The sequence below is a fragment of the Ancylothrix sp. D3o genome (assembly GCF_025370775.1).
Lineage (GTDB): Bacteria > Cyanobacteriota > Cyanobacteriia > Cyanobacteriales > Oscillatoriaceae > Ancylothrix.
Genome location: NZ_JAMXEX010000001.1, coordinates 13,467 through 38,383, shown reverse-complemented (window position 1 = coordinate 38,383; position 24,917 = coordinate 13,467). Strand labels below are relative to the sequence as shown.

18 protein-coding genes are annotated in these 24,917 nt (G+C 43.8%); 5 read left to right on the top strand and 13 right to left on the bottom strand.

Going from position 1 to position 24,917, the window contains the following annotated elements; translation table 11 throughout:
• Window positions 1-51: 51 nt before the first annotated feature.
• The 5 genes from acsF to NG798_RS00160 form a co-directional block, all read right to left on the bottom strand.
• Complete coding sequence (gene acsF, locus NG798_RS00180; protein WP_261219750.1) at window positions 52-1,125, bottom strand: magnesium-protoporphyrin IX monomethyl ester (oxidative) cyclase; 1,074 nt, start codon at window positions 1,123-1,125, stop codon at window positions 52-54.
• 220 nt (window positions 1,126-1,345) lie between these two features.
• On the bottom strand, window positions 1,346-2,995 hold the full coding sequence (locus NG798_RS00175) for an adenylate/guanylate cyclase domain-containing protein (protein ID WP_261219749.1): 1,650 nt from the start codon (window positions 2,993-2,995) through the stop codon (window positions 1,346-1,348).
• Between the two features lie 409 nt (window positions 2,996-3,404).
• Entirely contained in the window at window positions 3,405-4,448 is a 1,044-nt protein-coding gene (locus NG798_RS00170; RefSeq protein WP_261219748.1) for an isochorismatase, read from the bottom strand.
• A gap of 59 nt (window positions 4,449-4,507) precedes the next feature.
• Complete coding sequence (locus tag NG798_RS00165) at window positions 4,508-5,482, bottom strand: Npun_R2479 family HD domain-containing metalloprotein (RefSeq protein ID WP_261219747.1); 975 nt, start codon at window positions 5,480-5,482, stop codon at window positions 4,508-4,510.
• Window positions 5,475-5,744, bottom strand: a complete 270-nt coding sequence (locus tag NG798_RS00160) for a hypothetical protein (protein WP_261219746.1) — start codon at window positions 5,742-5,744, stop codon at window positions 5,475-5,477. The genes NG798_RS00165 and NG798_RS00160 overlap by 8 nt, the downstream gene beginning before the upstream one ends.
• A 427-nt stretch (window positions 5,745-6,171) precedes the next feature.
• Between NG798_RS00160 and NG798_RS00155 the strand changes: the two genes are divergently transcribed.
• The gene (locus tag NG798_RS00155; protein ID WP_261219745.1) at window positions 6,172-6,396 is read left to right on the top strand and encodes an RNA-binding S4 domain-containing protein; all 225 of its coding nucleotides are present in this window, start codon (window positions 6,172-6,174) and stop codon (window positions 6,394-6,396) included.
• A gap of 55 nt (window positions 6,397-6,451) precedes the next feature.
• Here NG798_RS00155 and NG798_RS00150 read toward each other — a convergent pair whose 3' ends face one another.
• The 4 genes from NG798_RS00150 to NG798_RS00135 form a co-directional block, all read right to left on the bottom strand.
• Window positions 6,452-7,249, bottom strand: a complete 798-nt coding sequence (locus tag NG798_RS00150; RefSeq protein ID WP_261219744.1) for a DUF928 domain-containing protein — start codon at window positions 7,247-7,249, stop codon at window positions 6,452-6,454.
• 250 nt (window positions 7,250-7,499) lie between these two features.
• Entirely contained in the window at window positions 7,500-9,389 is a 1,890-nt protein-coding gene (locus tag NG798_RS00145) for an adenylate/guanylate cyclase domain-containing protein (RefSeq protein ID WP_261219743.1), read from the bottom strand.
• 172 nt (window positions 9,390-9,561) lie between these two features.
• On the bottom strand, window positions 9,562-12,126 hold the full coding sequence (locus tag NG798_RS00140) for a CHAT domain-containing protein (RefSeq protein ID WP_261219742.1): 2,565 nt from the start codon (window positions 12,124-12,126) through the stop codon (window positions 9,562-9,564).
• A 25-nt stretch (window positions 12,127-12,151) separates the two neighbouring features.
• Window positions 12,152-14,851, bottom strand: coding sequence for a filamentous hemagglutinin N-terminal domain-containing protein (locus NG798_RS00135; protein WP_261219741.1), 2,700 nt, complete (start codon window positions 14,849-14,851; stop codon window positions 12,152-12,154).
• A gap of 149 nt (window positions 14,852-15,000) precedes the next feature.
• On the opposite strand from NG798_RS00135, the gene NG798_RS00130 reads away from it, so the two are divergent.
• From NG798_RS00130 to NG798_RS00120, 3 genes are all read left to right on the top strand, one after another.
• Entirely contained in the window at window positions 15,001-16,713 is a 1,713-nt protein-coding gene (locus NG798_RS00130) for an AarF/ABC1/UbiB kinase family protein (RefSeq protein WP_261220520.1), read from the top strand.
• A 45-nt stretch (window positions 16,714-16,758) separates the two neighbouring features.
• Window positions 16,759-17,139, top strand: coding sequence for a hypothetical protein (locus tag NG798_RS00125; RefSeq protein ID WP_261219740.1), 381 nt, complete (start codon window positions 16,759-16,761; stop codon window positions 17,137-17,139).
• A gap of 221 nt (window positions 17,140-17,360) precedes the next feature.
• A complete protein-coding gene (locus NG798_RS00120) occupies window positions 17,361-18,365 on the top strand; it encodes a glycosyltransferase family 10 domain-containing protein (RefSeq protein WP_261219739.1) in 1,005 nt (334 codons plus the stop codon).
• Between the two features lie 283 nt (window positions 18,366-18,648).
• On the opposite strand, the gene NG798_RS00115 is transcribed toward NG798_RS00120, so the two are convergent.
• From NG798_RS00115 to NG798_RS00100, 4 genes are all read right to left on the bottom strand, one after another.
• Window positions 18,649-20,652: an ABC transporter ATP-binding protein gene (locus NG798_RS00115; protein ID WP_261219738.1), complete on the bottom strand. Its 2,004-nt coding sequence runs from the start codon at window positions 20,650-20,652 to the stop codon at window positions 18,649-18,651.
• A 440-nt stretch (window positions 20,653-21,092) separates the two neighbouring features.
• Window positions 21,093-22,274 (bottom strand): glycosyltransferase family 4 protein, encoded by a 1,182-nt coding sequence (locus tag NG798_RS00110; RefSeq protein ID WP_261219737.1) that lies wholly within the window; start codon window positions 22,272-22,274, stop codon window positions 21,093-21,095.
• A 59-nt stretch (window positions 22,275-22,333) separates the two neighbouring features.
• Window positions 22,334-23,707, bottom strand: coding sequence for a glycosyltransferase (locus NG798_RS00105; RefSeq protein ID WP_261219736.1), 1,374 nt, complete (start codon window positions 23,705-23,707; stop codon window positions 22,334-22,336).
• A 15-nt stretch (window positions 23,708-23,722) separates the two neighbouring features.
• Window positions 23,723-23,929 carry a hypothetical protein gene (locus NG798_RS00100; protein ID WP_261219735.1) on the bottom strand — a complete coding sequence of 69 codons (207 nt, stop codon included), beginning with the start codon at window positions 23,927-23,929 and terminating at the stop codon, window positions 23,723-23,725.
• Between the two features lie 100 nt (window positions 23,930-24,029).
• Here NG798_RS00100 and gloB point away from each other — a divergent pair, with 100 nt between their 5' ends.
• The gene (gene gloB / locus NG798_RS00095) at window positions 24,030-24,803 is read left to right on the top strand and encodes a hydroxyacylglutathione hydrolase (protein ID WP_261220519.1); all 774 of its coding nucleotides are present in this window, start codon (window positions 24,030-24,032) and stop codon (window positions 24,801-24,803) included.
• Window positions 24,804-24,917 lie beyond the last annotated feature (114 nt).

Here is a 24,917-nt window from a genome sequence, read left to right as displayed (position 1 = left end):
GGTTCTAAAGCGATCACTCTACTCGTCAGAATGATCGCCTTAAATTTTCTTTTAGCGCACGGTTTCCCGCATGGCTTCGGCATCAATTCCTTTAAGTAAATAAATCCGCAAAAGATGGCCGCCGATGGACAATTGTAAGGGCAATTTCCGCAATTTTTTAATCCACTTCGGTTGAGAACTGCTCTCAATTTCAGCCATTTGCAAATTCAAATCCGAACAGCGGTGTAAGCGTTCAAAAAACTCTGGATTTTCTGTGTCGAGAACGGAGGGAAAAGCACGCGCTGCTGTTTCGTTGGTTTTACGAATTACTTCTGCATCAAACTCGGTGGGATCGAGTCCTAATATTTCATAAAATTTCGAGCGTTCGTGTACGGTTAGTGTATGGGTGGCAAAGACGGTTAGCAAGAAAAACCGGCTCCATAAACGCGATTGCCAAGTTTGCCAAAGTTTGGTTTGGGAACGCAATAAGACTTTAAAAATATCTCCATGCCGGTTTTCATCCTGACACCAGCTTTCAAAGTAGTTGAACAGGGGATAAAATTGATTTTCTGGATGTTTTTCTAAATGGCGATAAATAATGATATAACGCCAATAACCAATTTTTTCTGACAGATAAACGGTATAAAGCACCCATTCAATAGGGAAAAATGTATAAACTCGATTTTTTGTCAAGAAGGCTAAATCCATCGTACAGCCAAAATCTGACATTGCTTTATTGAGAAATCCAGCGTGGCGGGCTTCATCTCGCGCCATTAAGCTAAACATTTCGGAGAGGGAGGGATTTTGATCTTTGAGTTTGCGAGATAATTCTTTGAAAAGCAAAAAGCCGGAAAACTCAGAAACGCAGGATCTCTCAAGGTAATCGATAAATGCTTGTCGCGCTTCGCCGGTAATATGATCCCAGGAGCCTTCAAAGCTGTCATCGCGGATAAAATGGTGCCGGTTGTAGTCGGCTCGCATTTCGTTGAGCATCACCTCAAACTCTGTCTCTTGCGAAGATAAATCTAGCTTTGCCGTTTTTTCAAAGTCTGTGGTGTAAAACCGGGGCGTAAGAATGTTTTCCTTAATTGCTTTTGTCTTGGCTTGAGATAGATCCAGCTGAGGTTTTGGGGCAGATGTAACCATCGTCTAAGGTTTCCTAAACTCTATAGCTATTAAGTTATAGCTATTCGCGCTTCTTGAACAGACCCTTGGGGGAAAACTGTAAAAAATCTTTACTCAACAAGGATTTTATTAAGTTTTGAAAAGGTGGGCTGCTTTTATAGCTCAATAGCGATATAATGGGCTGCTTTGGTTAAATAAATTGGCCAAGAAAGCGGGTTTGTTTTATAATGTGGAGATTTTTTTAGGAAAAATTGCGTTTTGTTTGGTACACTAAAACCGGCCTGTCAATGCCTTTAAAACGGTATTCATCCATGAGCAAAAAGTCTTGGGGGGATTGCAATAAGCTATAGGTTGTTTCGCTGATTACGCATTCACCGGGAGGACAAATGGCTTCCATGCGTGAGGCTTGATTAATGGTGGCTCCTAAGACGGTATAATCGACGCGAGATTGACTACCTACATCACCAACAACGGCTTTACCGCTATTAATTGCGATGCGTAATTGTAGGGGTTCTCGGAGGAGATTGTTGGCGTTAAGATAGGAGAGCCGGTCGAGCATTCCTTTGGCGGCGGCGACGGCGCGATCTGCGTGATCTTGTTGGGGTTCTGGGGCGCCAAAAAATGCCATGATGCAGTCACCAATAAATTTATCAAGGGTGCCACCGGCTGCAAAAACTTCTTGGAGCATTTCTTCAAAAAAATCATTGAGTAATTCGGCAATTTCGGCAGGACTTAAGCGTTCAGAAAGGGCTGTAAATCCTACAATATCTGCAAATAAGATGCTGAGGTCTTCTTCTTTTGGGGCAATGCGACCGGCTTGTAAGGCTCCTTCGGCCATCATTTGTTGCACAACTCCGGGGGAGTGATAGCGCTCTAATCGGTGACGAATTGTTTCTTCGCTTCGGAGTTTGCGAGTGAGTAACCAACGCTGAACGCTGGAGGCTACTAAGTTTGCTAAGGTGGAGAAAAAACTAAGGTCGTCTTCGCCGCCTTCTGTCCAATTACTAAAGGAAAGATGGGCATCTGCATAGAGAACTCCGACGACTTTTGTTTCATCCCACAAGGGTACTGCCATTGCGCTATGAATGTTGTTTGCAATGATGCTTAATTCATGTTCAAAGCGCTTATCCATTTGGGCGTCGGCGGTTTGGATGGCGAGTTTTTCGGCAAAGACTTTTTGACAAATACTTCGACTGATCCAGGTGCCATTGGCGGGGAGGTGATGTTGTTGGGCTGCGTCGCGGGTGGCGCAGTTTAAAAGTTCGAGTTTTCCGGTGCCGGTGATGTCGATTAATAGGGCGAGCCGGTCGATGCTGCTGAGTTCGCGGAAGACGACTTTTTGAACTTGAGAAAAAATGGCTTCGATAGATTCGGCATAGTTTAATCCTTTGGCGATATCTACGAGGTCTTTTAAACGGCCAATTGCTTTTTCTTTTGTTCTGATGTTATCGCCGCCGGCATCGGCATCAATCCATTGTTTTTGCAGGTCTTTGGCATTTCGTAAAATCGTCATGCCGGGGCCGAGAGTTGTGGCTAAAGGGTTTGTTTTGATTTGCGGGCGAACGTTCATTACTGCCTGCAAATTTTGGGGTGGATTTAAAAGAATAGTTAGATTAATATTGCCTAAGTTAATAAGATCGCCGTGTTTAATTAAGGAAGGTGATATTACGGGTAGCTCGTTTAATTTTGTGCCATTTTTGCTTCCCAAATCTTCAATAAGCCAGCTTCCGTTTTCAGTTTTTACAAAGCGAGCATGGCATCGAGAAATGGAACCGTAGGGTAAATGTAAATGGCATTGGGGAGAGCGCCCCATTGTAAATTCATCTCCATCTACTGTAACGGTTTTTTCTATATTTCCTTCTAACTGTACGCGCAGATTTAGCTCTGCCATAATTATTAAACCTCCATGAACTGCGGGGCATTTAGAATGTGCGAGAAAAACCGGAGGGGTAGAGGCCGGTTAAAAATTTAATGCTAGAAGAATCTGGCGTTTTACCGGCAATTCCTGAGCATATATTAACGCGCTAAAAATATAATTTAGTTTTCCAGCGATTGGGCGGATGTGTGTGCCCCCCAGAAGGATCTCGCACCCATAAGACCCTTATTGCAGATCGTCTTTGACCGTGAGTTTTTGGCGCCGACGCCAAGGACGTGCGCCTGTGTTATTTCTGTGATAGCACAGTTGGGCAAGCACCGGCACTCTGTGGGGTAGGTGAAAGGGCAACAAGGCTCGTGTTTTTAAGGCCGGCATCGGATTTTTATTGCTGGCGCTCAACTTTTTGGGGCGCTTAGATGGAATTTTAATAAATAGAAATATCCGGCCAAGTTTCGAGGGGTTGGGTGGAGGAAACCAAGTGCATACCGGCATCAGCAAAGCGTGTAAATGCTGCATCTGCTTGTTCTGTAAAATCAATAATGCCTGGAACGACAACCGGCGAGGTGCAATCTTCTAATAAATAAACTTTTTTGGTTAAGTTGGCATCAATGGCAAGGATTTCTGTTAGTAAATCGTCAATTGTCCAAGCCACGCAATGACTTTTTGCTTGACCGGCAATCACAATTTTATCAAATTCCAGCAATTTATGAATCAATTTTGTATTTTTTTGATCGATGGGTTCGCCGTCGTGGCTATCTAAAACTTCGGGTCTTAAAACTGAATAATTTTCTGTTAAGGGATTGTTGCCTTTGATTTCAAAAAAAGTTTGGGTATGGCGGGCAATGCTATGAAAAAATATTGCTTCTTCTACGGCAGAAACTAAGGCGTGTCCGATGCCGCCTAACATAGAGTGATAAGGCCAAACTGTGAGGGGATATTTGCCTTCGTCACTGAGTTTTTTAACATAGTGAAAAGCGTGTTTTTCCAGGCGTTGATAATCTCCGTTGGTGAGGCTTGCTGCCAGGTTTGGGTTAACTTTCCACTGGCCGGTTTTTACGTCTTCTAGGGTGATGTTGGTGGCGCTGGGGGTGGGGTGTTCTCCGCTTTGGTTTACCCAAAAAATGGGATGGAAAATTTGCAGGGCGCTGTGGGTGTCTAGGGTGGGGGCTATGCTGGTGATGATGCCTAAGTTGCGGTAAATAAATTCACAGAGGCGGATGTTGTCTTCTATGGCGCCGGTGCCGGTTTTTCCGCCTACAAATAATTCAAAATCATGCAGGCAAAATGTGTTCTGCACATCGATGGCTAAAAGGCAAATTTTGGTTTGATCTTTGGCTGCCGGTTGGATGTTGTTTTGTCTTGCCCAGTTGCGGGCTTCGGCGGCGCGTTGTTGGTAGGGAACTCTCCAAACTTCAGAGACTTTTTTGGGGTGAAAGTGGGGAGGTATTGAGAGGGGGATAGACGTCATATAAGAGGTGGAGGTTTTGGGTAATTAAAGTTGGTTTTAACCGTTGTTTTTACAAAAAATTAGGGCGCTTTAAGTTGCGTCCTTTGGGTGGGCTTGTAAAGCGGAGGAATCGCCTTGTAAATTAATTCAATGTCTGCAATGTCGGCAGCATTTTTTAATTCTAGGGAAATCACTGTTTTGTCTTGGGGTTCTTTAGCTGGAAGGGTTTCAGCTTCTACGGTGCTGATATTTGTGGTTAAACTATCGAGGATTTTTCTGCCTTCTGGGGTTTGTTCTAAATAAGGCAATGCTGCTTCAATATATTGATAAACGACGTTCCAATAAAATTTTGGAAAGCCGGCTCTTAAGTCGCCTGGATTTTTGTATCCCAGGTGTTTATTGGTGCCGGTTTCTTCAAATTCATAAAATAAGGCGGGAAGTTTTTGTAAATATTCAGGATCGCTCAATTGTCCGATTAAGTCTGCGGCGCGAACTAACCCCGGATAAGTGACAGTATCTTTGTGGGTTTCGCCTGGGGGAACGGGGAAACGGGTATGTTCAATGTTGCGCTGGATGACGTTAATATCGATGAGTTGGCAATTGCTTAAATATTGTTGGACAAATAGTTTTCCTCTGTCTATATGATAGGCTGTGAGGCTGGCATCGGTGGCGGAAGTTGGGACAGAAATCATGTCTTTATTTGTGCCGGTTTGATAGAGTCTTTCTGCGGGTTTGTCGCACCGGCAAACGCCTTTTACATAGCCGATATCATGGCACAACCAAGCTATTATGCAATGCACCCAATCTTCCGGGGATACGTTACCTTCTTTAATTTGTTTGCCTCTTAAAATTTCTTGTCCTACGAGGGTGACAAGAATTGTATGGTCGATGTTGTGATAAAGTGCATCGGTTTTAGCAATATTTTCTAGGGCTATGTTGGCAATGCAAGCGATGAGATCAGCATAGGCGGGGTTTTGGTTGCCGAATGTTTGGCGATAGCCGGTTTGTAAAGGGCGAATAAGGCTGTCGATTTTTAATTGAATAAGATTAAACATTGTTTTTCCCCTGACGAACTTGATGGCGACTTTGTAGGCAGTTCTTTTTCATACAATGTGTGGCTGGTTGTGAGGGGAGCATCTCAGCAATGACGAGACTAACCCCCCTACCTCCCGTCCCTAAGAGGGGAGGTGGGTAGGGGGGAGAGGTTTCTTTGGGTTTGATGCCAAAGTGAGAGGCTCTTGGTTGTGAGTTGTGGGTTGATTTTTGCTTGCCTAAGTGAACCGGCACGGCGATGGCTTTTTTTTTATGGTGATTCATAGTTGGCAAAATTGTCACCAGAAAGTTAGGTTTTTTTTAAAAAAAATACAGAAAACTCCTGTAAAATTTTTCTTCATTTCATCAAACCTCAGAAAATCTCAAAAAACCGGACATTCTGGCTTTGCTCAGGCATTCTTTAACCGGCGCTCAGTTGCTCCTCTGACGAGGGGATGCCTTTTTGAAGCAAAGGGCTGGGTGAGCGCTTGGGTTTAATCATAAATTTTCAACGATTTTTATGAAAACGTCAATAATAAGATTATAGTTTAGAGTTTAGATTTTAGATTTTAGAATAATTTTTGCTTGGGAGTTTGGCAAGACGAATTCTCTAAGCTTGCGCCGCCAAAATTACCGCTGAGATTGCCCTTACGGTTGGGGATTTCTCTCATTGTTTAAGATACATTAAATTACAGTTATCTTGCCACAAATTATGAACGAAGAAAATCAAACCATTAGACTCGGACAATTTTTAAAATGGGTGGGTGCCGTCCCCACCGGCGGCCAAGCCAAATTAGTCGTTCAAGGCGGACAAGTGAAAGTTAATGGCCTCCTTGAAACTCGGAGAGGCCGGCAATTAATTTCTGGTGATTTAGTGACATTTCAAGGCAAAACTTATGAAGTGGAATTAGAGCGATGGGGCTATTTTATTGAGTAATAAATTTTCAATTCTTCCCTTCCTTTTTACTAGGAGAGGGGGAAGGGAAGTTTGGTTATTGCATTGCCATTCTCTGCCGTTCTTTGGCGGCTTCTTGTTGCAATCCGCCTTGCTCTAAAAGGGTAATTAAACTGTTCATAAAAGCTGGATGGTTTGGCTTAGTTGCTGATAGTTTATAAGTCGTTTCTAGGGCATCGTACCACAAACCGGCACTGGCATAAATTTCGGCTTTGTCTTGCTCAGATGTTGCGGTGGCTAATTTTGCCATCACTTCCGGTGCCGGTGAAACCCGCTCGATCCAAGAGTGAGCAAACACATCCGCAGAGCGGCGATTGGCATTGCAAATAATGCTAACTGACCATTTATATTTTTGCCCTGCTACCAACTCTGGCAATTCTTTGGGCATTTCTATTTGCACAATACCCGCTTGTTTTGGCTGCATTTGTTTAACGAAAAGCGGTTTGGCCACCCCAGGCTGAACCAAAGCAAACTCAAGCGGTGCAGCCGGCACGTCGGACAAATACCAAAAAAACGCGGGATGACCGGCTGCCGTCAGGCCGGTGTGGTCATTAGGGGCCAGCAAGCTCAACCCCACCGGCCCCGCATCAGGACATCCCCGCGAGCCGGTGCCTTGAGTGCTGCGCGGTGCTCCTCGGTTCGGCGGTCTGTAGGTCATTGCCGTTTGACCGGCCTGTGCTGGTGATGTTAATTCACCCAGAAAATTGCCGCTAAATAGGGAATTTTGCGGAGAATTGATAGCCGCCATTAACTGCATTAATAGCAGCGATGTTGTGCCGGTCAAGATTGTTGTTATTCGGCGGAAATTCACGATGCTTTTAACTCCAGATTCCAATTTTTTGCTTTTTTGTTCTGCCTTGTACCACAGCCGAAATTTATTTAATAGCTTGGCAGACTGTCACAAATTTAATAATTTTGTTGCTATTATAACTCAACTTTCCCTCACTGCCAAATACTTTTTTGGTCAAAAATCCATAAAAAAAGCCAAATAATCATAAAAATCCCCTTTCTCAGCCTACTTTATCCAAAATGCTCTAGTAAGCAGCCAGCCAATCTTATTAAAATTCGTCACAAAACTTTTATGATTATTTTTCGAGCATAACATGATAAATATCAACCGGCTTTTTGCGACCTTTCAGCAATTCTGAGCCTAAATATCGCGTGGCAAATTTATCTTTGATATGAACATAAGTTTCTTCACTAATTAAAATCCGACAAATTCCCCCATCAATAGATTTATCAAAACTTTCTAACCGAGCAGCAATATTTACACTATCCCCAATTACCGTATAATCTTCTCGTTCTCGACTACCCAAACTGCCAATAACCACCGGGCCGGTGCAAATACCAACCCGCATCGCTATCGTCGGGTCTCCTTTTTTTTGCCAATACTGATTAAGCAAGCGCAATTTTGAAGCCATTTCCAAAGCACAACTCACCGCCGCCACAGCATCCGAAGCAACTCCATCTGGCGTGGTGCGAGCAAAAGGCACCCCAAAAACCGCCATCACAGAATCGCCAATAAACTTATCAACGACTCCCCCCTTTTCTAAAACCAAACCCGCCATTTCTTCCATATATTCATTAAGCCAACACATTAACTTTTCCGGCTCCAAATTTTCAGCAATACTGCTAAAATTTTTAATATCAGTAAATAAAACAGTCGCCGTAACTTTGCGGCCAGATAACCGGCCTTGTTTAAGAATTTGATCACGTTCGCGCCAAATTGCCTCAGCAATTTTTGGAGAAACATGACGACCAAATAAATTCATAACCGTGTAGCGGTCTTGGCGTTCAAGATAAGCCAAATAGCTATTAATAATCGCAAAAGAACTCAATAAAGAAAGAACCGGGGGCACCACAGGAAGCCACCACCCAGCCAAAAAAGCCACATAACAAATACCAACAACCTTAACCTTTGCCACCACCACCACCAACACAGTCCAGCGCCGCGAACCCACCACCCAACTAATCCCAGAACCCACCCCACACCACAAATAAAGCCAGAAAATTTCCAGCTTGTCATCCCACACTTTAATCAGCGGACGATTTTGCAAAGCAGCGTTAATAATTTGGCTAGTTAAAGTTGCTTGAACTTCCACCCCAGCCGTTTGTTGAGGCGTACTAAAAGGCGTATAAAAATAATCTTTTAAACTCGTTGCCGTCGGGCCAATAAAAACAACTTTATTCTTAAAAAAATCTTGAGGAAGCCGATTTTCCATCACCTCTTGCATAGAAACATGAAAAAAAGTCCGCGCCGGCCCCCGATAATTCAACAAAATTTGATATCCCCCAGCATCCGCCTTAACATACGCCCCATCGTTGCTTTCAAAAGGCACAAACTCCGCCTTATTAAACTTCAAATTAACCGAATTAGGATCAGGAGAAACATTTTTTCCTTGTAAATAAATCATCGCCAACATCAAACCCAAACTCGGCAAAGATTCGCCATCAGCCGTATCTAAAAAAAGCAACCCCCGACGCAATTTACCATCATTATCAACCACCACATCATTAACCCCAACTTGACCGAGTTCTTTCAAAACCGGCGAAGCCGCAACCGCCGAACTATATTTATCCCCAACTTTTTTTTCAATACCAATTAAATTAGGAGTCGATTTAAAAACCCTTACCAATTCTTCATAACCAGATTTAACCGGCATATCCCGATACAAATCTAAACCAATCGCCACCGGCTTTTGTTTCCTCACCTTATCAATCAATTGCGCCAAATTTTCATCAGAAACCGGCCAGCCATATTTTTGTAAATCCGACTCCTCAATCCCCACAATCACAATTTTCTCATCCCTAGACTCAGGAGGACGCAAGCGAAAAAACAGATCCAAAGCCATCCATTCCAAAGGCTGCAACCAGCCAGTCAACCGCACCGCCAGCAACACCCCCCCCACCACAGGAGTCGTCAGCCACACCCCCCGCCATTGCCAAATTTGTTGTTTCAGCTTTGCCCAAACCATCCCTTAACCCCATTGCTATATGCTTTAAGCGGTTGGCTTTTCATCTTAAATTGTAGGGACGTTTTACCAACTAAAATTTTTCTCAAACGCTAAAGAGTAGGGGTTAAACAGCGTTCAGTAAGAGATAATTTTGCCCTAATCAAAATCCCTCTGATTTCTAACAAAAAAAGAACTATAACCAATTGCCAATGACAATAAAAGGAGACCAAACCGCCGGATGAGCATAATCTTCATTTTTAATTAACATTAATTGCGCTCTCCGCAGAGCCTCCGCCTTAGTAATCTCTGGTTGCCGCAATTGACGATAAAACTCCTCAATCAGCGGTACAGTTGACGCATCATTAATATACCACAAAGAAGCCAAAGCACTTTTCACCCCCGCACGCACCGCCACCCCCGCAATACCCAAAGCCGAACGATTATCACCCGCCGCCGTTTGACAAGCACTTAAAGTTAATAACTGCACCGGCTGCCGCAAATTCACCCGCAATAAACGGTCAATTTCCTCCACAGAAATTCGCGTATCATAAGCCAACAAAAACGTACTTTCCGTATCCACCCCAAACTTTCCATGCGTAGCCAAATGCACAATAGGATAAACACCTTCCGCCAACGCATTCTCTAAATTTGCCAGCGTAAAATCCTTATCCAAAATACTTTTTCCCCCCAAAATCTTCTCTACCCCATTAACCTCAGCCTCCACATTACTCAACGCAGAAAAAGGCGGTTTGGCAACCGTTAATCCAGCCATCAAAGCCTCTAAATTTTGACGTTCCAGCGGTAAAGAAGCCGTCAAACTTAAACTAGCAGTTGTAGAAATCGCATATTTCTCAATAAAAAACCTTTCCCCATCATGCAGCGCCGCCATAGGAACCTGCCGCAAAACCCCATCATTTACAAAAACCAAAGTCTTCGGTTTTACCGCAATCAAATCAACCTCAAGAGGGCGAATTAACAACTCATAAACTTTTTGAGATTGTGTTAAATATTCATTCGTACTCCGCCTTTCCAACAAACTCCGCAAAGCATTAATTTCCTCTTTTATCTCCTCTTCTTTCACCAGCACTGTAAAATTTTTTAGCCTTCCATCCGCTAATTCCAAAATCAGATAAGTCTGATTAGGCAAAATTACCGAATAAACAATCGCCGCCGATTTATCCACTAACCGGCCATCTTTTTTCACCGTATCTTGTGCCACCTCCACACACTCATCGCCAAAAAAGTTTTGCAACTCCGCCAACTTCAGCAAATCCAAAACATCCAAAGCCTTGCGAATATTTTGTTGATTATTTGTTGGTAAATTAATTTCTGAACTCAACAACAAATCAATATACTGACGATAAACCGGCTCAACCGAATCTCGAAAATCAAACTGCAATTCCTTATTAGCCGCAACCAAATCACCCCTAATACTTTCTAACGTAGCAATAGCCTCCTCAAAACCCACTTTTGCCGCCAAAAACTCCCCATTTTTTCGCAACAAACGCGCCCCTTGCCACTGCCATAAATAGAGACTTTCAGCCGCCCTCACTTCCTGCGCCGCCAACTGCGCCAAACGGGTAAATTCCATTGCTTTTTGATCATTTTTTGCCGTTTCATAAAGCTTTCCTAATTCTCCCAAAGCAAAAGATTCTGCCCGCCGATCAGCAATATTTCTTGATACCTGAATTGCCTCGTTTAAAATCTCCAAAGCCTCAAGAGAAAAAACCTTTCCCCCATAGCTCATTTGATTTCCTATCTCAATCAACCCAAAAGCCTTATCCCTAGAAGCCGGCAAAGACCTTAAAATTCCCAAAACCTTGTTAATATTTCGCTCTAAAATATTAGGATCTGGTTCCTCAATTTTTTGCAAAAAATTGTTATAACCAAGCAGCGCCCGCACCTCAGAAAAACCCCCAACCGCCGAACTTTCTAGCAGATTAACTTCAAAAACATCCGCTGCCGAAAGCCGATCATTTTTAGCTAATTTTTTCAAATTTTCCTCTTCTTTATCATCCCCTTCTAATCTCGCAGAATTCGCTTGAATTGCATATCTTTCCGCACGCTTTATATACAAATTACCCACATTATTTAAAAGCGTAGAAACATAAACTTTTTGATTCAATTCCCGCGCCAGTTTTAATCCTTCTTGGTAACGCTCAATAGCCCTATCATAATCACCCGCCCCCGAAAAAGCATTTCCCAACGCCCCAAGCGCCGCAGCCCGCGTAAATTTATCATTAGAAGCCAAATCAAGAGCCGTTTTTAACAACTCAATTGCCCTGCGATATTGTCCCAAATCACTATAAGTTTGTCCTTGCTCAATTCTAATCTTTGCTAATAAAATCCCATCCGAATTTTCCGATTTTTGATAAAAATCAGCCGCCAAATCCCAAACTTTAATCGCCTCCGATAACTGACCCACCTGCCGGTAAGCCATCCCCAAATTCCGATAAATAACCGCCGCCTCCTTAGCCGGCAAACTATTACCAGAAAGCGCCTGTTTCCAAACAGAAATCGCCTCTAAATAATCTCCCTTCTCATAAAAATCAACCCCTTGGCGAATCAAAACCGGCACCTCTTGACTGTTCGCAGGCACTTCCATCGCCAAAACACCCAAAAACCCCACAAAGAACAAAACAATCGCAACCTTATAAAACCTCAATTTGCTTAAATAAACCACCCGCCGCCAAAATCTAAAACCATTTGCTAAAAAAAACGCAAATTTCCGCCATTTTTTGATAAAAAACTTATCCATCACTTCCCTTTAATAACCCTAAAATTTACCTACTTTCAACACAAAAAACATCCCTCACCGACACACCCCCATTTTGAGCCAAAACACCCAATAAAACCCGACCATCAGCAGTTTTAACCAAACCCTGAGCCTCCTGAATAGGATCACCAAACTGCCAACCCAAAGCCGGCAAACTTAACCGGCTATCACTCATAGAAACCTCACCATAAAATTCCTCAACCCCTAAAACATCAAACCGGCCATTTATCCGATCAAAAGGAGTCACCGGCACCCCACCAGTACCAGAAACAGTAAAACTCCCCCGTTGTTCATTTCGCCGAGAAATACAACTATTTGCCACCAACTGCTCAGAAGAAACAAACTCACCCGATAAAGGAGTAAGCGTATTTTCCAACTGAGTATCAGGCGTTTTAATCTCCACCACCCCACTAATACCCCGCTGAGAAGAAGCAGTAATCAAACTATCAGGCGACAAAAAAACCCCCTGCGTATTAATCAAAATATTACCCCCCCTACCTTGAAAAGCATTCGCCACAATATCGCTATTTTCCAAAGAAGTAACCGTATCCGCATCAATCGTAATATTCCCCCCATTCCCAGACCCCTCAGCCTCCGTAGAAATTTGACTATTTTGGCGTAACTGTAACTGCTGCGTGAGAAGCCGAATATTACCCCCCTCACCCGACGCAGTAGCCGCCGTCAAAAACCCATTATCTAAGCGAATTCTCCCCGCCTCAATTTGCAAATTTCCAGCATTTCCTGTACCCGATCCACTAACCTGAATTTGACCTTGATTTCGCACAATTAACTCAGACGTTTTCAAAACCAAATCACCCGCCGTCCCCTCCCCACTCGTAAAAGCAGAAATAGAACTACGAACCCTCCCCTCGCGCACTTCATTAGTCAAACCCAAACTTTCTAACCCAGTATTATTAGAAACCCCAAAACCGCTGATTTCCAAAAACTCCGAAGCATTCACCCTCAGCGAACCGGCAGAACCCTTTCCCCCCGTTGCCGCCGAAACTTGCGCCCCATCCCGCACCATCAAACGTTGCGTATTTACCGCCAAATTTCCCGCCGCCGCATTGCCCCGCTGACCGGCCACAATCAAAAGCGAAGACGACGTAAACAACCCCCCCAACCACCGGCCATCCTCCGAAATTCCCCCCAATTCTATATCCTCAGCATTCACTGTCAAATCGCCACTTTGACCGGCCCCCGAAGCCGCCGCCGAAATTTGCGTCCCATTAAGCACCCTCAACCTGCGCGTATTTACAATTAACTCGCCTGCATTTGCCGCCCCCAGAGTCGTTGTAAACAACCCCCCCGGCACAGGATAGCCAACCGGCACACCATTAAGTTCCACAGACTCAGTTGCATTCACCGTCAAACTACCACCAGTTCCCGTTGCCGTTGGTGCCGGCGAAGTAGTAATCACACCCCCATCATTTGCTGTTAAATTGCGAGTATTAATAAAAATATTGCCAGATTTACCAATTCCCGCCGTCCCATTATTAATTAACGAACTTCGCAACACAGACATTGATTCACTAGCATTAAAATTCATATCTCCCCCCGAACCAGTGGCCAAAGCTACAGACAATAAAACAGCCCCATCTCGCACAGTAAAAATGCGGCTATTAATATTAATTTCTCCCGCCTTTCCAGCACCTAAACTCAGGGTAAATAAGCCATTTGACTCATCGGTGAGGGGGTTAAAAGTTCCCGATAACAATTTGCCGATAACATCGCTGGTACCAGCGCCGACAATTTCCACCGTATCCGCATTAATATTAATATTCCCAGCCGCACCCGCGCCAAAAGTAGAAGAAGATAAAAACCCTCCCGCCGAAACACTTAATTGATTAGCACCAATATTAATACCGACGCCTGAATTTTCCCCAAGCGTATTTGCTAAAAGTTGTGATTTGCCGGTAATATTTATTTGGTTTCCTTGCAATTGAATTCCACCCCCACCGCTACCACTGGTATTTAAAACCGCATTATTTGATAGCAGAATATCCCCAGAACCAAGTTCAATAGTTCCTCCTGGGGTTGCCAGTTTGCCACCTTCGATAACAATATTTCCCCCAACCAGAGAAATTTTTTGCCCCGCAGGCACCTCTAACTGCGAACCCTCAACCCGAATAGGTGCAGAATTTGACCCCAAACCCAACCCCACCGGCACACTCACAGTTAAAATCGGTTCAGTTTCGCTTGCTTTTGCCCCAAACTGCGCCCCATCAGCAAAATTAAAACTCTCTGCGGTGGTTGCTAAAAAAGAGCCCCGCACATCTAAACGCGCATTTGGGCCAAAAACAACACCATTCGGGTTAAGCAAAAATAAATTAGCATTGCCCAACACTCCCAGAGTGCCGAAAATATTGGAGACAGAAGAGCCGGTGACTCGTGTAAAAATATTCTCAACATTGCTGGGGTTAGAGAAATAAACACCTGTCCCCTCACCGACATTAAATTGCTCAAAACTATGGAATAAATTTATCCCCCGCAAAGCACCGCCATCGATGCGGTTGATAACTTGACCGTTAAATTCAACATTTCCTCTTACCGTAGAATTTTCTCTTCCCAAGCTTGCATCAGGGATAATTTGGGCGGTCACACCTGCCGGCCACAACAATAAAATCATAGGGATTAATAATTCTTTACATTTTGTCAGCGGAGAGTGAAATACAGTTTTTGTTGATCTTGCGTTGTTTACAGGCATGGCAGGGGTATTTTTTTGCAAGGGGAGTGCGTAAGTATTTGTACTTTTATATACTAGAGTTAACAAAAAGATAAAAATATCTGTGGTAAGTAGAGACGTACCCCTCCGGGCTTGGGAAAACTACATAAATGAAAACGGCAAATAACAGCATGGCTCAGCAGACATTCAGAACACGCACCCAAGATAACTTAGGAGCGACAAAAAAATACGATGCGGAAGCAATACGCCGGTATTACCGCTTCCGTCCTTGGAAAGTCATCGGGCGAGCTATCAAAATCTTTTGGTTCTTCACCGGCTTTGTATTAGGGATGTGGCAAGACAGCCGACAACACCAACAAAGCGAACACAAATCGCAAAGAGCCGAACAACTAAGAAAAATTTTAACCGCCCTCGGCCCGACAGCCATCAAAGTCGGTCAAGCATTGTCTACAAGACCCGACTTAATCCGCAAAGACTTTCTCGAAGAACTGGTGAAGCTACAAGACAGCCTACCGCCATTTCCCAACGAAATCGCTTTTCGGATCATCGAAAGCCAACTAGGCAAGCCGGCCAGAGAACTCTACAGCGAAATTTCAGAAAATCCGGTAGCAGCAGCATCATTAGGGCAAGTGTACAAAGCCAAACTGCACACCGGCGAAGATGTAGCAGTAAAAGTTCAGCGACCGAACTTAAGACCTATTATTACGTTGGATCTTTATTTAATGCGTTGGGCTGCCGGTTGGATAGCACCCTGGCTACCGCTGAATTTAGGACACGACCTCACCCTAATTGTCGATGAATTTGGCATCAAACTTTTTGAAGAAATCGACTATATAAACGAAGGAAGAAACGCCGAAAAATTTGCCGTCAATTTCAGCAACAGCCCCCAAATAAAAGTCCCTGATATTTACTGGCGTTATAGCACGAATAGCGTTTTAACCCTAGAGTGGATTAACGGCTTTAAACTAACAGATACAGTTCAAGTTAAAGCTGCCGGTCTTGATAGCGACACCCTAGTAAGAATAGGAGTAGAATCCGGCTTACAACAACTCCTAGAATTTGGATTTTTCCACGCCGATCCTCACCCCGGAAACTTGTTTGCCATGCCTGATGGACGACTGGCTTATATAGATTTTGGGATGATGGATCAACTAGAAGAAAACACCAAAGAAACTCTAGTCGATTCTGTCGTGCATTTAATTGACAAGAATTACATAGCACTTGCTGAAGATTTTGTCAAGCTCGGATTTTTAACACCAGAAACCGATATTTGGCCAATTGTGCCGGCTTTAGAAACAGTCTTAGGGGACATAATAGGAGAAAGCGTCGGCAACTTCAATTTTAAAACTATCACCGACCGATTCAGCGAATTAATGTATGATTACCCCTTCCGAGTGCCGGCCAAATTTGCCTTAATTATCCGTTCTTTGGTGACACAAGAAGGCTTAGCCCTGACCTTAAATCCTGACTTCAAAATTGTAGAAATCGCCTATCCTTATGTAGCAAGACGCTTGCTGACCGGCGAATCAGCGCAATTAAGACGCCGGTTAATAGAAGTGTTGTTTAAAAATGGTAAATTCCAATGGGAACGCCTAGAGAACCTGATTGCCATTGCCCGCGCTGATAAAAGCTTTGATCTGCTGCCAACAGCCCAGTTAGGCTTGCAGTATTTGCTCTCCGAGGAAGGCAAATTTCTCCGTCATAAATTGCTGGTAGCCCTCACCGAAGATGAGCGCCTCCACACCGAAGAAGTGCGGCGTTTGTGGAACCTTGTTAAAGAGGATTTACAACCTAACCGCATCTTTAATGCAGCCTTGGTTGCGTTAGCAGAATTTGGCAGCGAAGGTGCGGCAGCAATTTTACCGGCATTTTCCCGTTCTTAAATTAGGCAAAGCCCCTATTTTTTCACAACACCCAGGAGTCAATTCGTGTACTACTACTATTACATCCCAGAACCCCCGTATTTTTTATTTGTAGCGAGTTTGCTGGCCGGTATAGCAGCCGGTGCAGCCTTTGACAAAACCCTGCGTCAATTGGTGCAAGAATGGTCAAAAAACCGCTCAACTCAAACCCTAAAAAACCTCCAAGGCGCTCAACTTTTAACGCCATTTTTAGGCATTTCTGGAGGGATTGCAGTTTTTCTAGCTTCTGGGTTACAAGTTTTTGGAATTCCTGGTAAATTCGCCTATTTTGTTTCAGTCGCACTCACCCTTTTAGTCGCCCGTTTAGTGTGGTCACAATTAGGCCGAGTTTTAGCAGAACTCGAACGCGGTGGATCAGAAGCTCTCGACCTCGATTCAATGCGCTAAATATAGATTTTTGACAAACGCAGAGAAAAAAATCTCTGCGTTTTTTAAATTTCTTATATTTGTTAAGACGGGGTGAGGATTGATCAAATTACATCAGATTTTTATCAGTCTTTTGTGAGGTTTTTTAGCTTTTTGGATAGGGTGTTATTTTTTAACCGCAGATGTAAAGCAGCGTCGATGCCTGCCCCACAAATAGGTTGCTTGTTTTAATCAGAGTTGGTATGGAAGCAAAAATTGCCGGCATGGTGACAAGTTACGTTACCTTAGGTCAAAATGAACCCCTCGCCCGTGCTCAAAGTGATTGGTTATGGCATCAAACACCGGGTAATTTTGGCCGGTGGGGAAATGTTCAAATGATAGCCAATGCTGAAAAACCGGATTTTTTAGTTTTATATAATTTTGAATTTCCTCAACTTTATCCGCCTACAAAAAAGCAACGTTTAAAGTCTTTTTTAACTCAAGGGTGGAAACCGGCACCCAGCCGAGATGAAATAATTTTACCTTTGTTTCGCGGCGTTCCCAAGGAGCGGATTATTTCTTTATGGCGCGAACCTCCTTTAGATGAATATGTGGAGATTTATAAGATAAATTATCAGGTGTCAAAAGACTATTGTGGTTATGTTTATGCGCCGGATGATTTAGCGCCTATTCCCGATTATATGCCGGCTATTTGGTATCATGGTAACTCTTTTAGAGAACTCAATGAAATGCCGGCTCCTGAAAAAGTTAAAGCTTGTTCGTGGATTACATCAGGGATAGATCGCAGCAACAATCACCGGCAACGTTTGGATTTTCTAAAAACTGCCCAAGAACAAGAATTAAATTTTGATTTGTATGGTCGAAATTTGCCGGTTTGGGCAAAAAGTAATGGCGCTCTCAGTAATAAGTGGCACGCGATGGCACCGTATTATTACAATTTAGCAATAGAAAATTATGCCGGCAATTCTTGGTATGTAACAGAGAAATTATGGGATGCTTTACTTGCTTGGTGTTTGCCTATTTATTATGGCGGGCCAGCCGCAGATAAGCTCTTACCAGCCGGCAGTTTTCTACGTCTGCCTAGCTTAGATAAAAACGGCATTAATTTTATTAAAGAAGCCATTGCCAGCCCTGATTTATGGCGCGAATCTCTACCGGCTATTGCTGAAGCAAGACAAGTTATTTTACACGAACTTAATCTCTTAAACTGGCTCTCCAATCAAATAATAAAAAATCAATCAATCTAAAAAACAAACAAAAATCTGTGGGGCGAGCATCCTGCCTGCCTTAGATTTGTGGGGCGGGCATCCTGCCTGCCTTACAGTTAAAAAACTCTTAAGTAGAAGCACTTAATTATTTGTAGGATGGGTAGAGCGTAAGCGATACCCATCAAAGCGTCGAGAGTGTTGGGTTTCGTTCCTCTACCCTACCTACATTACATATAGAGTTTAATTAAGTTGACTTACTTAGCTCATCCTAAACTATCAAACCCAAAAAAAAGACCCTAAATAAATTTGATCCGCCTATCATTTAAGAACCCCGGCGCAAGCGTACATAATCTTCAATTTCTTCTAAAATTTCTAAAATGCGAGAAGCTGAAACAGAAGACTCTTTGACTAATTCATCTCGCTCTTCTTGAGAATCTACCATATCATCAGCCAGCAATCTGAGAAAACCCATCATCGGATTTAACCGGCTTCTAATTTCATAAGAAGCGCGAAACAAAGCTTCATCGCGCGTGACTTGCTGCAAAAACTGCATCGAATATAACCGCGCATAATCGCCACCTTTTTTGCGTAAAAGTTCTTCATGGGAACCTAATTCTACAACTCGGCCTTTTTTTAACACCGCTATTTGATCAGCTTTTTGAACAGTAGAAAGCCGGTGAGCAATCACCAAAGTTGTACGATTTCGGCTTAATTCTTCTAAGGCTAATTGTACCAACCTTTCGGAAACAGTATCTAAAGCACTTGTAGCTTCATCTAAAATTAAAATTTCTGGATTTTGTAACAAAGCTCGCGCAATAGCAATTCGCTGACGTTCGCCACCAGAAAGCCGGTCGCCGCGATCACCAATCACAGTATTAAATCCTTCGGGCAAATCTACAATAAACTCATAAGCATTAGCGCGATTTGCAGCTTCCATAATTTCTTCTTCGGTTGCTTCGGGACGCGCATAGGCAATATTATTGCGAACCGTATCATTAAATAAAAAAGTATGTTGGCTAACAATTCCCATTGATTGGCGTAAAGTTTTGAGATCAAATTCTCGCAAATCACGGCCATCAATTAAAATAGAACCCCTAGTAGGGTCATAAAATCGGGGTAACAAATCTGCTAAAGTAGTTTTGCCGGAGCCGGTTCCTCCCACCAGAGCTAAAGTTGTTCCTCGCGGCAAATATAAATTAATATCACTGAGGACAATTTCTGCATGATCGGGATAAGAAAAGGAAATATCTTTAAAATGTATGGCTTCTTTTAAACCACTATAGGGAAGTCTGCCATTTACCATAAAATGCTTATTATCCCGCCGCAAAAAATCATTAACAACTTCAACGCTGGCGGAGGTATTAGCAAGGTGACTGCGGGCACTATTGAGTTGAGAAATTTGCGGTAATAACCGAAACAGAACTAATAAATAAGTTAACAAAACCGTTGAAATAGATTGCATTTGCTCGGCAAAAAAAGTCCGTCCTAAAAACACAATTAATAACAAAGCAATAATACTGCTGACTTCTGTTAAAGGCGAAATAGCAGCATAATTTGCTTCTGATTGAAAATCTGCCTTTTCCCGTTCGCGGATTAATTGTTTGATTTGTTCATATTCGCGTTCTTCATTACTCGTGGATTTCACCAACCGGATACCGCTGAGAGTTTCTAAGACGCGAACAGAATAAGCTTTAGAAGCTTCTGAAAGCAGTTTGCCAAAATATTTTGAGCGGCTAATTGCAAACTGATTAACTAAAGCCACAAAGGATAATAACAGGGAAGAAACCAGCGTCAACTCCCAAGAAATTGCCACCAATAAGCCAATAAAAACAAATACCGTAATTGCTGTGATAATCAGTTGAATAGTCGTACTAATTGCATTAGCAGTGCGTCCCACCTCTGCACCAAGCCGGTTAATTAAATCACCGACTTTCATTTTAGAATAAAAATCTAAATCTACATCTAAAAGCAATTTTAAACCAGCTTCGCGTAAATCTGCCGTTAAATTTCTTGTCAAAGAAACTGAGAGTAAGGTACTGCCATAACCGGCCAAATTTTTAAAACTAATCGCCAACACAATCGAAATAGCCATCACCGTGATCCGGTAGTCAGCGGGGACACCGACAAACGGCATTAACAAAAACTTGATAATCGGCGGAGCCTCTTTTAAATCTACCGTTTGATTTAGCAAACTTAAAATAACCGGCACAATTAAAGTCGTGCTCACCCCATTAAATAATGCTCCCGAAAAGCCAAGAGCAATCGTTAAAAAAATTTTCCCAGGATAGTATTGAGCGAATTTGAGAATTAGCTTATTAGTAAACATAGAGCCATCCCAATTGTGGACAAGGGGTCGGTGGTAAAGGAATCGATACAGACACAGAGCCGGTCAAAAAATTTGCCGATAAAACTGGCATGATAATCAAATAAGTTTTGTCAGTGATTATGGTTAGTTTAATTTAACCGCAGATTAACAAAGCTCAGTTATATTTTAGATAATTGACACCCCGATATATGCAAAATTTTATCTGCGTTAATCTGTGGGGCAGGCATCGCCGGTGCTAGACATTTGCGATTAAATTAAAAGCTTTCCTTCTCAGAAATTCTCTAATTTTTAAAACTTGGAAAACCCGAAAATTTTTTCTAATTATTAACACAATCCTAGCAAAAAACCACCCTTTATAGGGGCCGCTGCGGGGTGACGACCCCATACCCAAAAACCCAAATACTTTTAGCATTAACCCTCATGTAATATCCAAAAATCAACTATAACAGAACCGAACGCAGCACCCCAGATAAAATCTCCGCCATCGCATCAAGACTATAGCTCTCAATACAACGCGCTCTTGCCATCGCACCCCGCAGATTAGCCTGTTCTAAATCCTGAAAAATCGCCTCCAGCGTCGCAGCAATTTGGTCAGGCCGGCCGGCATCCACCAAAAAACCAGTCTCCCCTAAAATTGCCGGAATATCCCCCACACGAGTTGCCAAAACCGGCTTCGCCATTGCCATCCCCTCAGAGAGTTTAATCGGAAATTGCGCCACCGCCGTCAATTCATCGCGTTGGGGGACAACCACAACGTGCGCCGCCGCCACCACCGCAGGCATTTCTACCACCGGCACCGCAGGTAACTTTACGATCCAGCGACCCCAGCGAGAAATCAAAATTTCGTCGTAGTTATCATACGGATTTTCGCCGACAATTATCAATTTATAATCGGGATGATTAAGCCGGTCAAGAGCCATCAAAACATCCTCCAGTCCCTTATGAGGACGAGGAGCCCCCGGAAACATCAACACCCGCAACCCAGCCAAACCATAGCGAATTCGACTTGCCTCAGCATCAAAATGCTCTGGATTAAACAAACAAGTATCTTTCCCATTCGGCACATAAACACCCCCAAAACGCTGTTGCAAAAAACTCGTATCCACCGTCACCGCATCCGCTTGTTTTACCAGCTTTTCCATCCACCGCAAATAAACAGGATGAGACACATCCCGCAACGCCCCATCTTTTTTGAAAATATCTCTAGCCAATTGTTTCAAACTTGGCCGGTAACGCCCCTCATCCCCTCCACACCAACTTAACTCCCAATCATCAATATCTAAAATAATAGGCCGCTTCCCCAACATTTTCCCGCACAAACCTACCCCAAAACTCGTAGGTTTTGGCTTAACTGCATAAATAATATCTCCCTCTATTTTATTTAAAATTTCTGCCCCATACCTCAACACCTGCGGCAAGCCCGAAGCCTGCACAGCCTTAACTTCCAGCGTTGGCGGCGGTTCAGGATAAATTTTACCCCCAAACAAAAACCCCAGAATTTCTACATCAAAATTCAATTTTTGTAAAGCTTGACCCAAAACATAAGCCCGGTCTACTCCGCCTTTACACAAAGTAGGCGACAAAATCGAAATTTTTAGTCGTTTTCCTTTTTCATTTTTCATTTGTCATTTGTTTAAGTGAAACCGGCATTTTGTCTGCGATACATCTGCGGTTAAAAAAATTAATTCCCCTGTTGCCGGCTAACAACCTCTCGATAAATTGCTGCCATTTCTGCCGCCACATCTTCCATCGTTCGCACCGGGATGTGGTGAATATTCTCACCCAACCCCACCACCATTAAGCGATTCCGGGCCAAATCAGCCAAAGCATCAGCCCAAGCTTGCACATCCAAAGCAGGAACCAACAAACCATTTACCCCATGCCTTACCAACTCAGCAATTCCGCCAATATCGGAACCCAGCACCGGCACCCCCAGTTTAAACGCTTCGAGCACCACCAACGGGCCGGTTTCCAAACACTGCGAAGGCACCGCCAACACATCAAAATTCATCAATGCCGGTGTCACCTCAAGGCGAGATAACTTTTCCGCCACCCGGATGCGCGAGTCTGTCTGCGAAATAGCCAGCGCTCGGTCGCGGGCTAAACGGTCACTTTCTCCGTGTACCATCCCGTGTAAAGTCAGTTCGATGTTGACATCACCAGGCAACCGCCGTACAGCCTCCACCAAAACCTCAGCCCCCTTGGTTTCGTGCCACCGGCCCAAAAAACCCACCCGCAAAGGCTTTTCGATAGGCGATACCCGCTTCTCAATTTTTAACAATTCCCCACCAATATTAGAAGCCACACCCTGCCGGCATAACACTACTTTTTTCTCAGGAACGCCATTAATTAACAGCGCCTCATAAAGCCATTCACAAACCGCTATAATCCGATCTGCTAAAGCTGCCATTTCCAAAAGCTTGTGCCGGTGCGCTTTGACGCGGCCCGGAATGCCGATGGCCCTGCCAAGCTGGCGCAGCCGGACTTCGGGAGAGTTCAGCAGATAAGTTTCTAAGCTTGAAGATTGGGCAGGTAAATTACTTAACGCCCCAATTGCCCAATCGGGGACTCGTGGCGGCACTCCTACACAGCGTCCGCAGAGTGTTTCATCAATACGTCCATCACAAACCGTCTCTCCGTTTCGCATCATCGTACCGCGTAAACAAACGGCTTCTGACAGGTGGATAGTGACAATAGAGGGTAAACCCAGCCGGTGCGCCAGCCGCAAGTGTTGGACACCACAACCAAATCGCCAAGAGTGCTGGTGATAGATATCGGCTTTTTGCCGGTTTATCCAATCAGCGAAATACTCAAAATCTTTTGGCGGGATTTGTTCTTGATATTCTGCAATGCTTGCCGTTTCAGGGTTGCAGGGATAACGGTAAACGTCCGTACCGTTATAGGTGTAGTTGTCTGGTTCGGTTGTCTTGCGGGCGGCGGCGACGGTGCTAGAAATGCCCAAATCTCGCAAGTTTTTTACTAATTCCTCAATATAAACCTCAACGCCGCCAGAGGTATCAGGCAAATACCAACTGCTGCCATGAAGAATTTTCATTACATTTTTAGGTTTTTAGTCCACTATCGAAATACGTTTTTCTTGAATTTGCTCAAAAATCAAGTTAAGGTCTTGGCGCATCTCCGTAGTGAGTTGGTAGTCTCTGAGCAAGGCTGAGGTAATTTCCAGATGCTCTTGAGTGGTAATTCGCTCTTGGGTAAGAATGCGATGAGCCAGTGCATCGAGGTTAAGGTTGGATTTATTTGATAGGTTTCGTAACATAAGACAATAGGGGTCAAGTGTCATTGGTCAGGGCAGGCAGAGGGGCTCGTTGGCATTGGTCATTGGAAAAAAAACACATTCGTACAAAGGACAAATGACAATGGAAATTTACCGGCTGGCTGCACTTTCTAACAACTATATATTTTTACTCTACGACAGCCAGGAAAATATCGCGGCTGTGGTTGATCCGGCGGTTGCATCTTCTGTGCTTGAGCAGTTAAAAAGTTTGGGTGCAGAGTTGGTGGCGATTTTTAATACTCACCATCACAGTGATCACGTTGGCGGGAATGCGGAGTTAATGCAGCATTTTCCTCTGGTGCGGGTGTATGGTGGGGCGGAGGATCGAGGACGCATTCCGGGCCAGCAGGTGTTTTTGCAAGAAGGCGATTTTGTTGAGTTTGCGGGCCGCACGGCGAGAGTGTTTTTTGTGCCGGGACACACAAAGGCTCATATTGCTTATTATTTTCCGCCGCTGGCCGGTGAGGAGATGGGGGATTTATTTTGTGGGGATACGATATTTGCGGGGGGTTGTGGCCGGTTGTTTGAGGGTACACCGGCCCAAATGGTTGATTCTTTGAGTAGATTACGAGCTTTACCGGATAACACGCGGGTTTGGTGTGCCCACGAATACACGCTTAATAATTTGCGATTTGCGCTGACTGTGGATACTGCCAACCCGCAATTAAAAGAGCGTTTTGAGCAGGTTAAACAAGCGCGTAGCAGGGATGAAGCTACAATTCCTTCTGTTTTGGGGTTAGAAAAGCAAACGAATCCTTTTTTACGTTGGGATGAGCCTGGGTTGCAAAACGCTGTCAAAGCCTCCTCTGAAGTGCAAACCTTCAGCCGGTTACGGGGTCTCAAAGAGCAGTTTTAGCCTCAGAGGACAAGCGCAAAGAAACTGGCTTTATGAGAATATTGTCTGAGTTTCCAGCAGATATTTCCTCACAAACCCGGTTTCTAACTTGGTGGGTGTCCCCTGAAGTCCCGA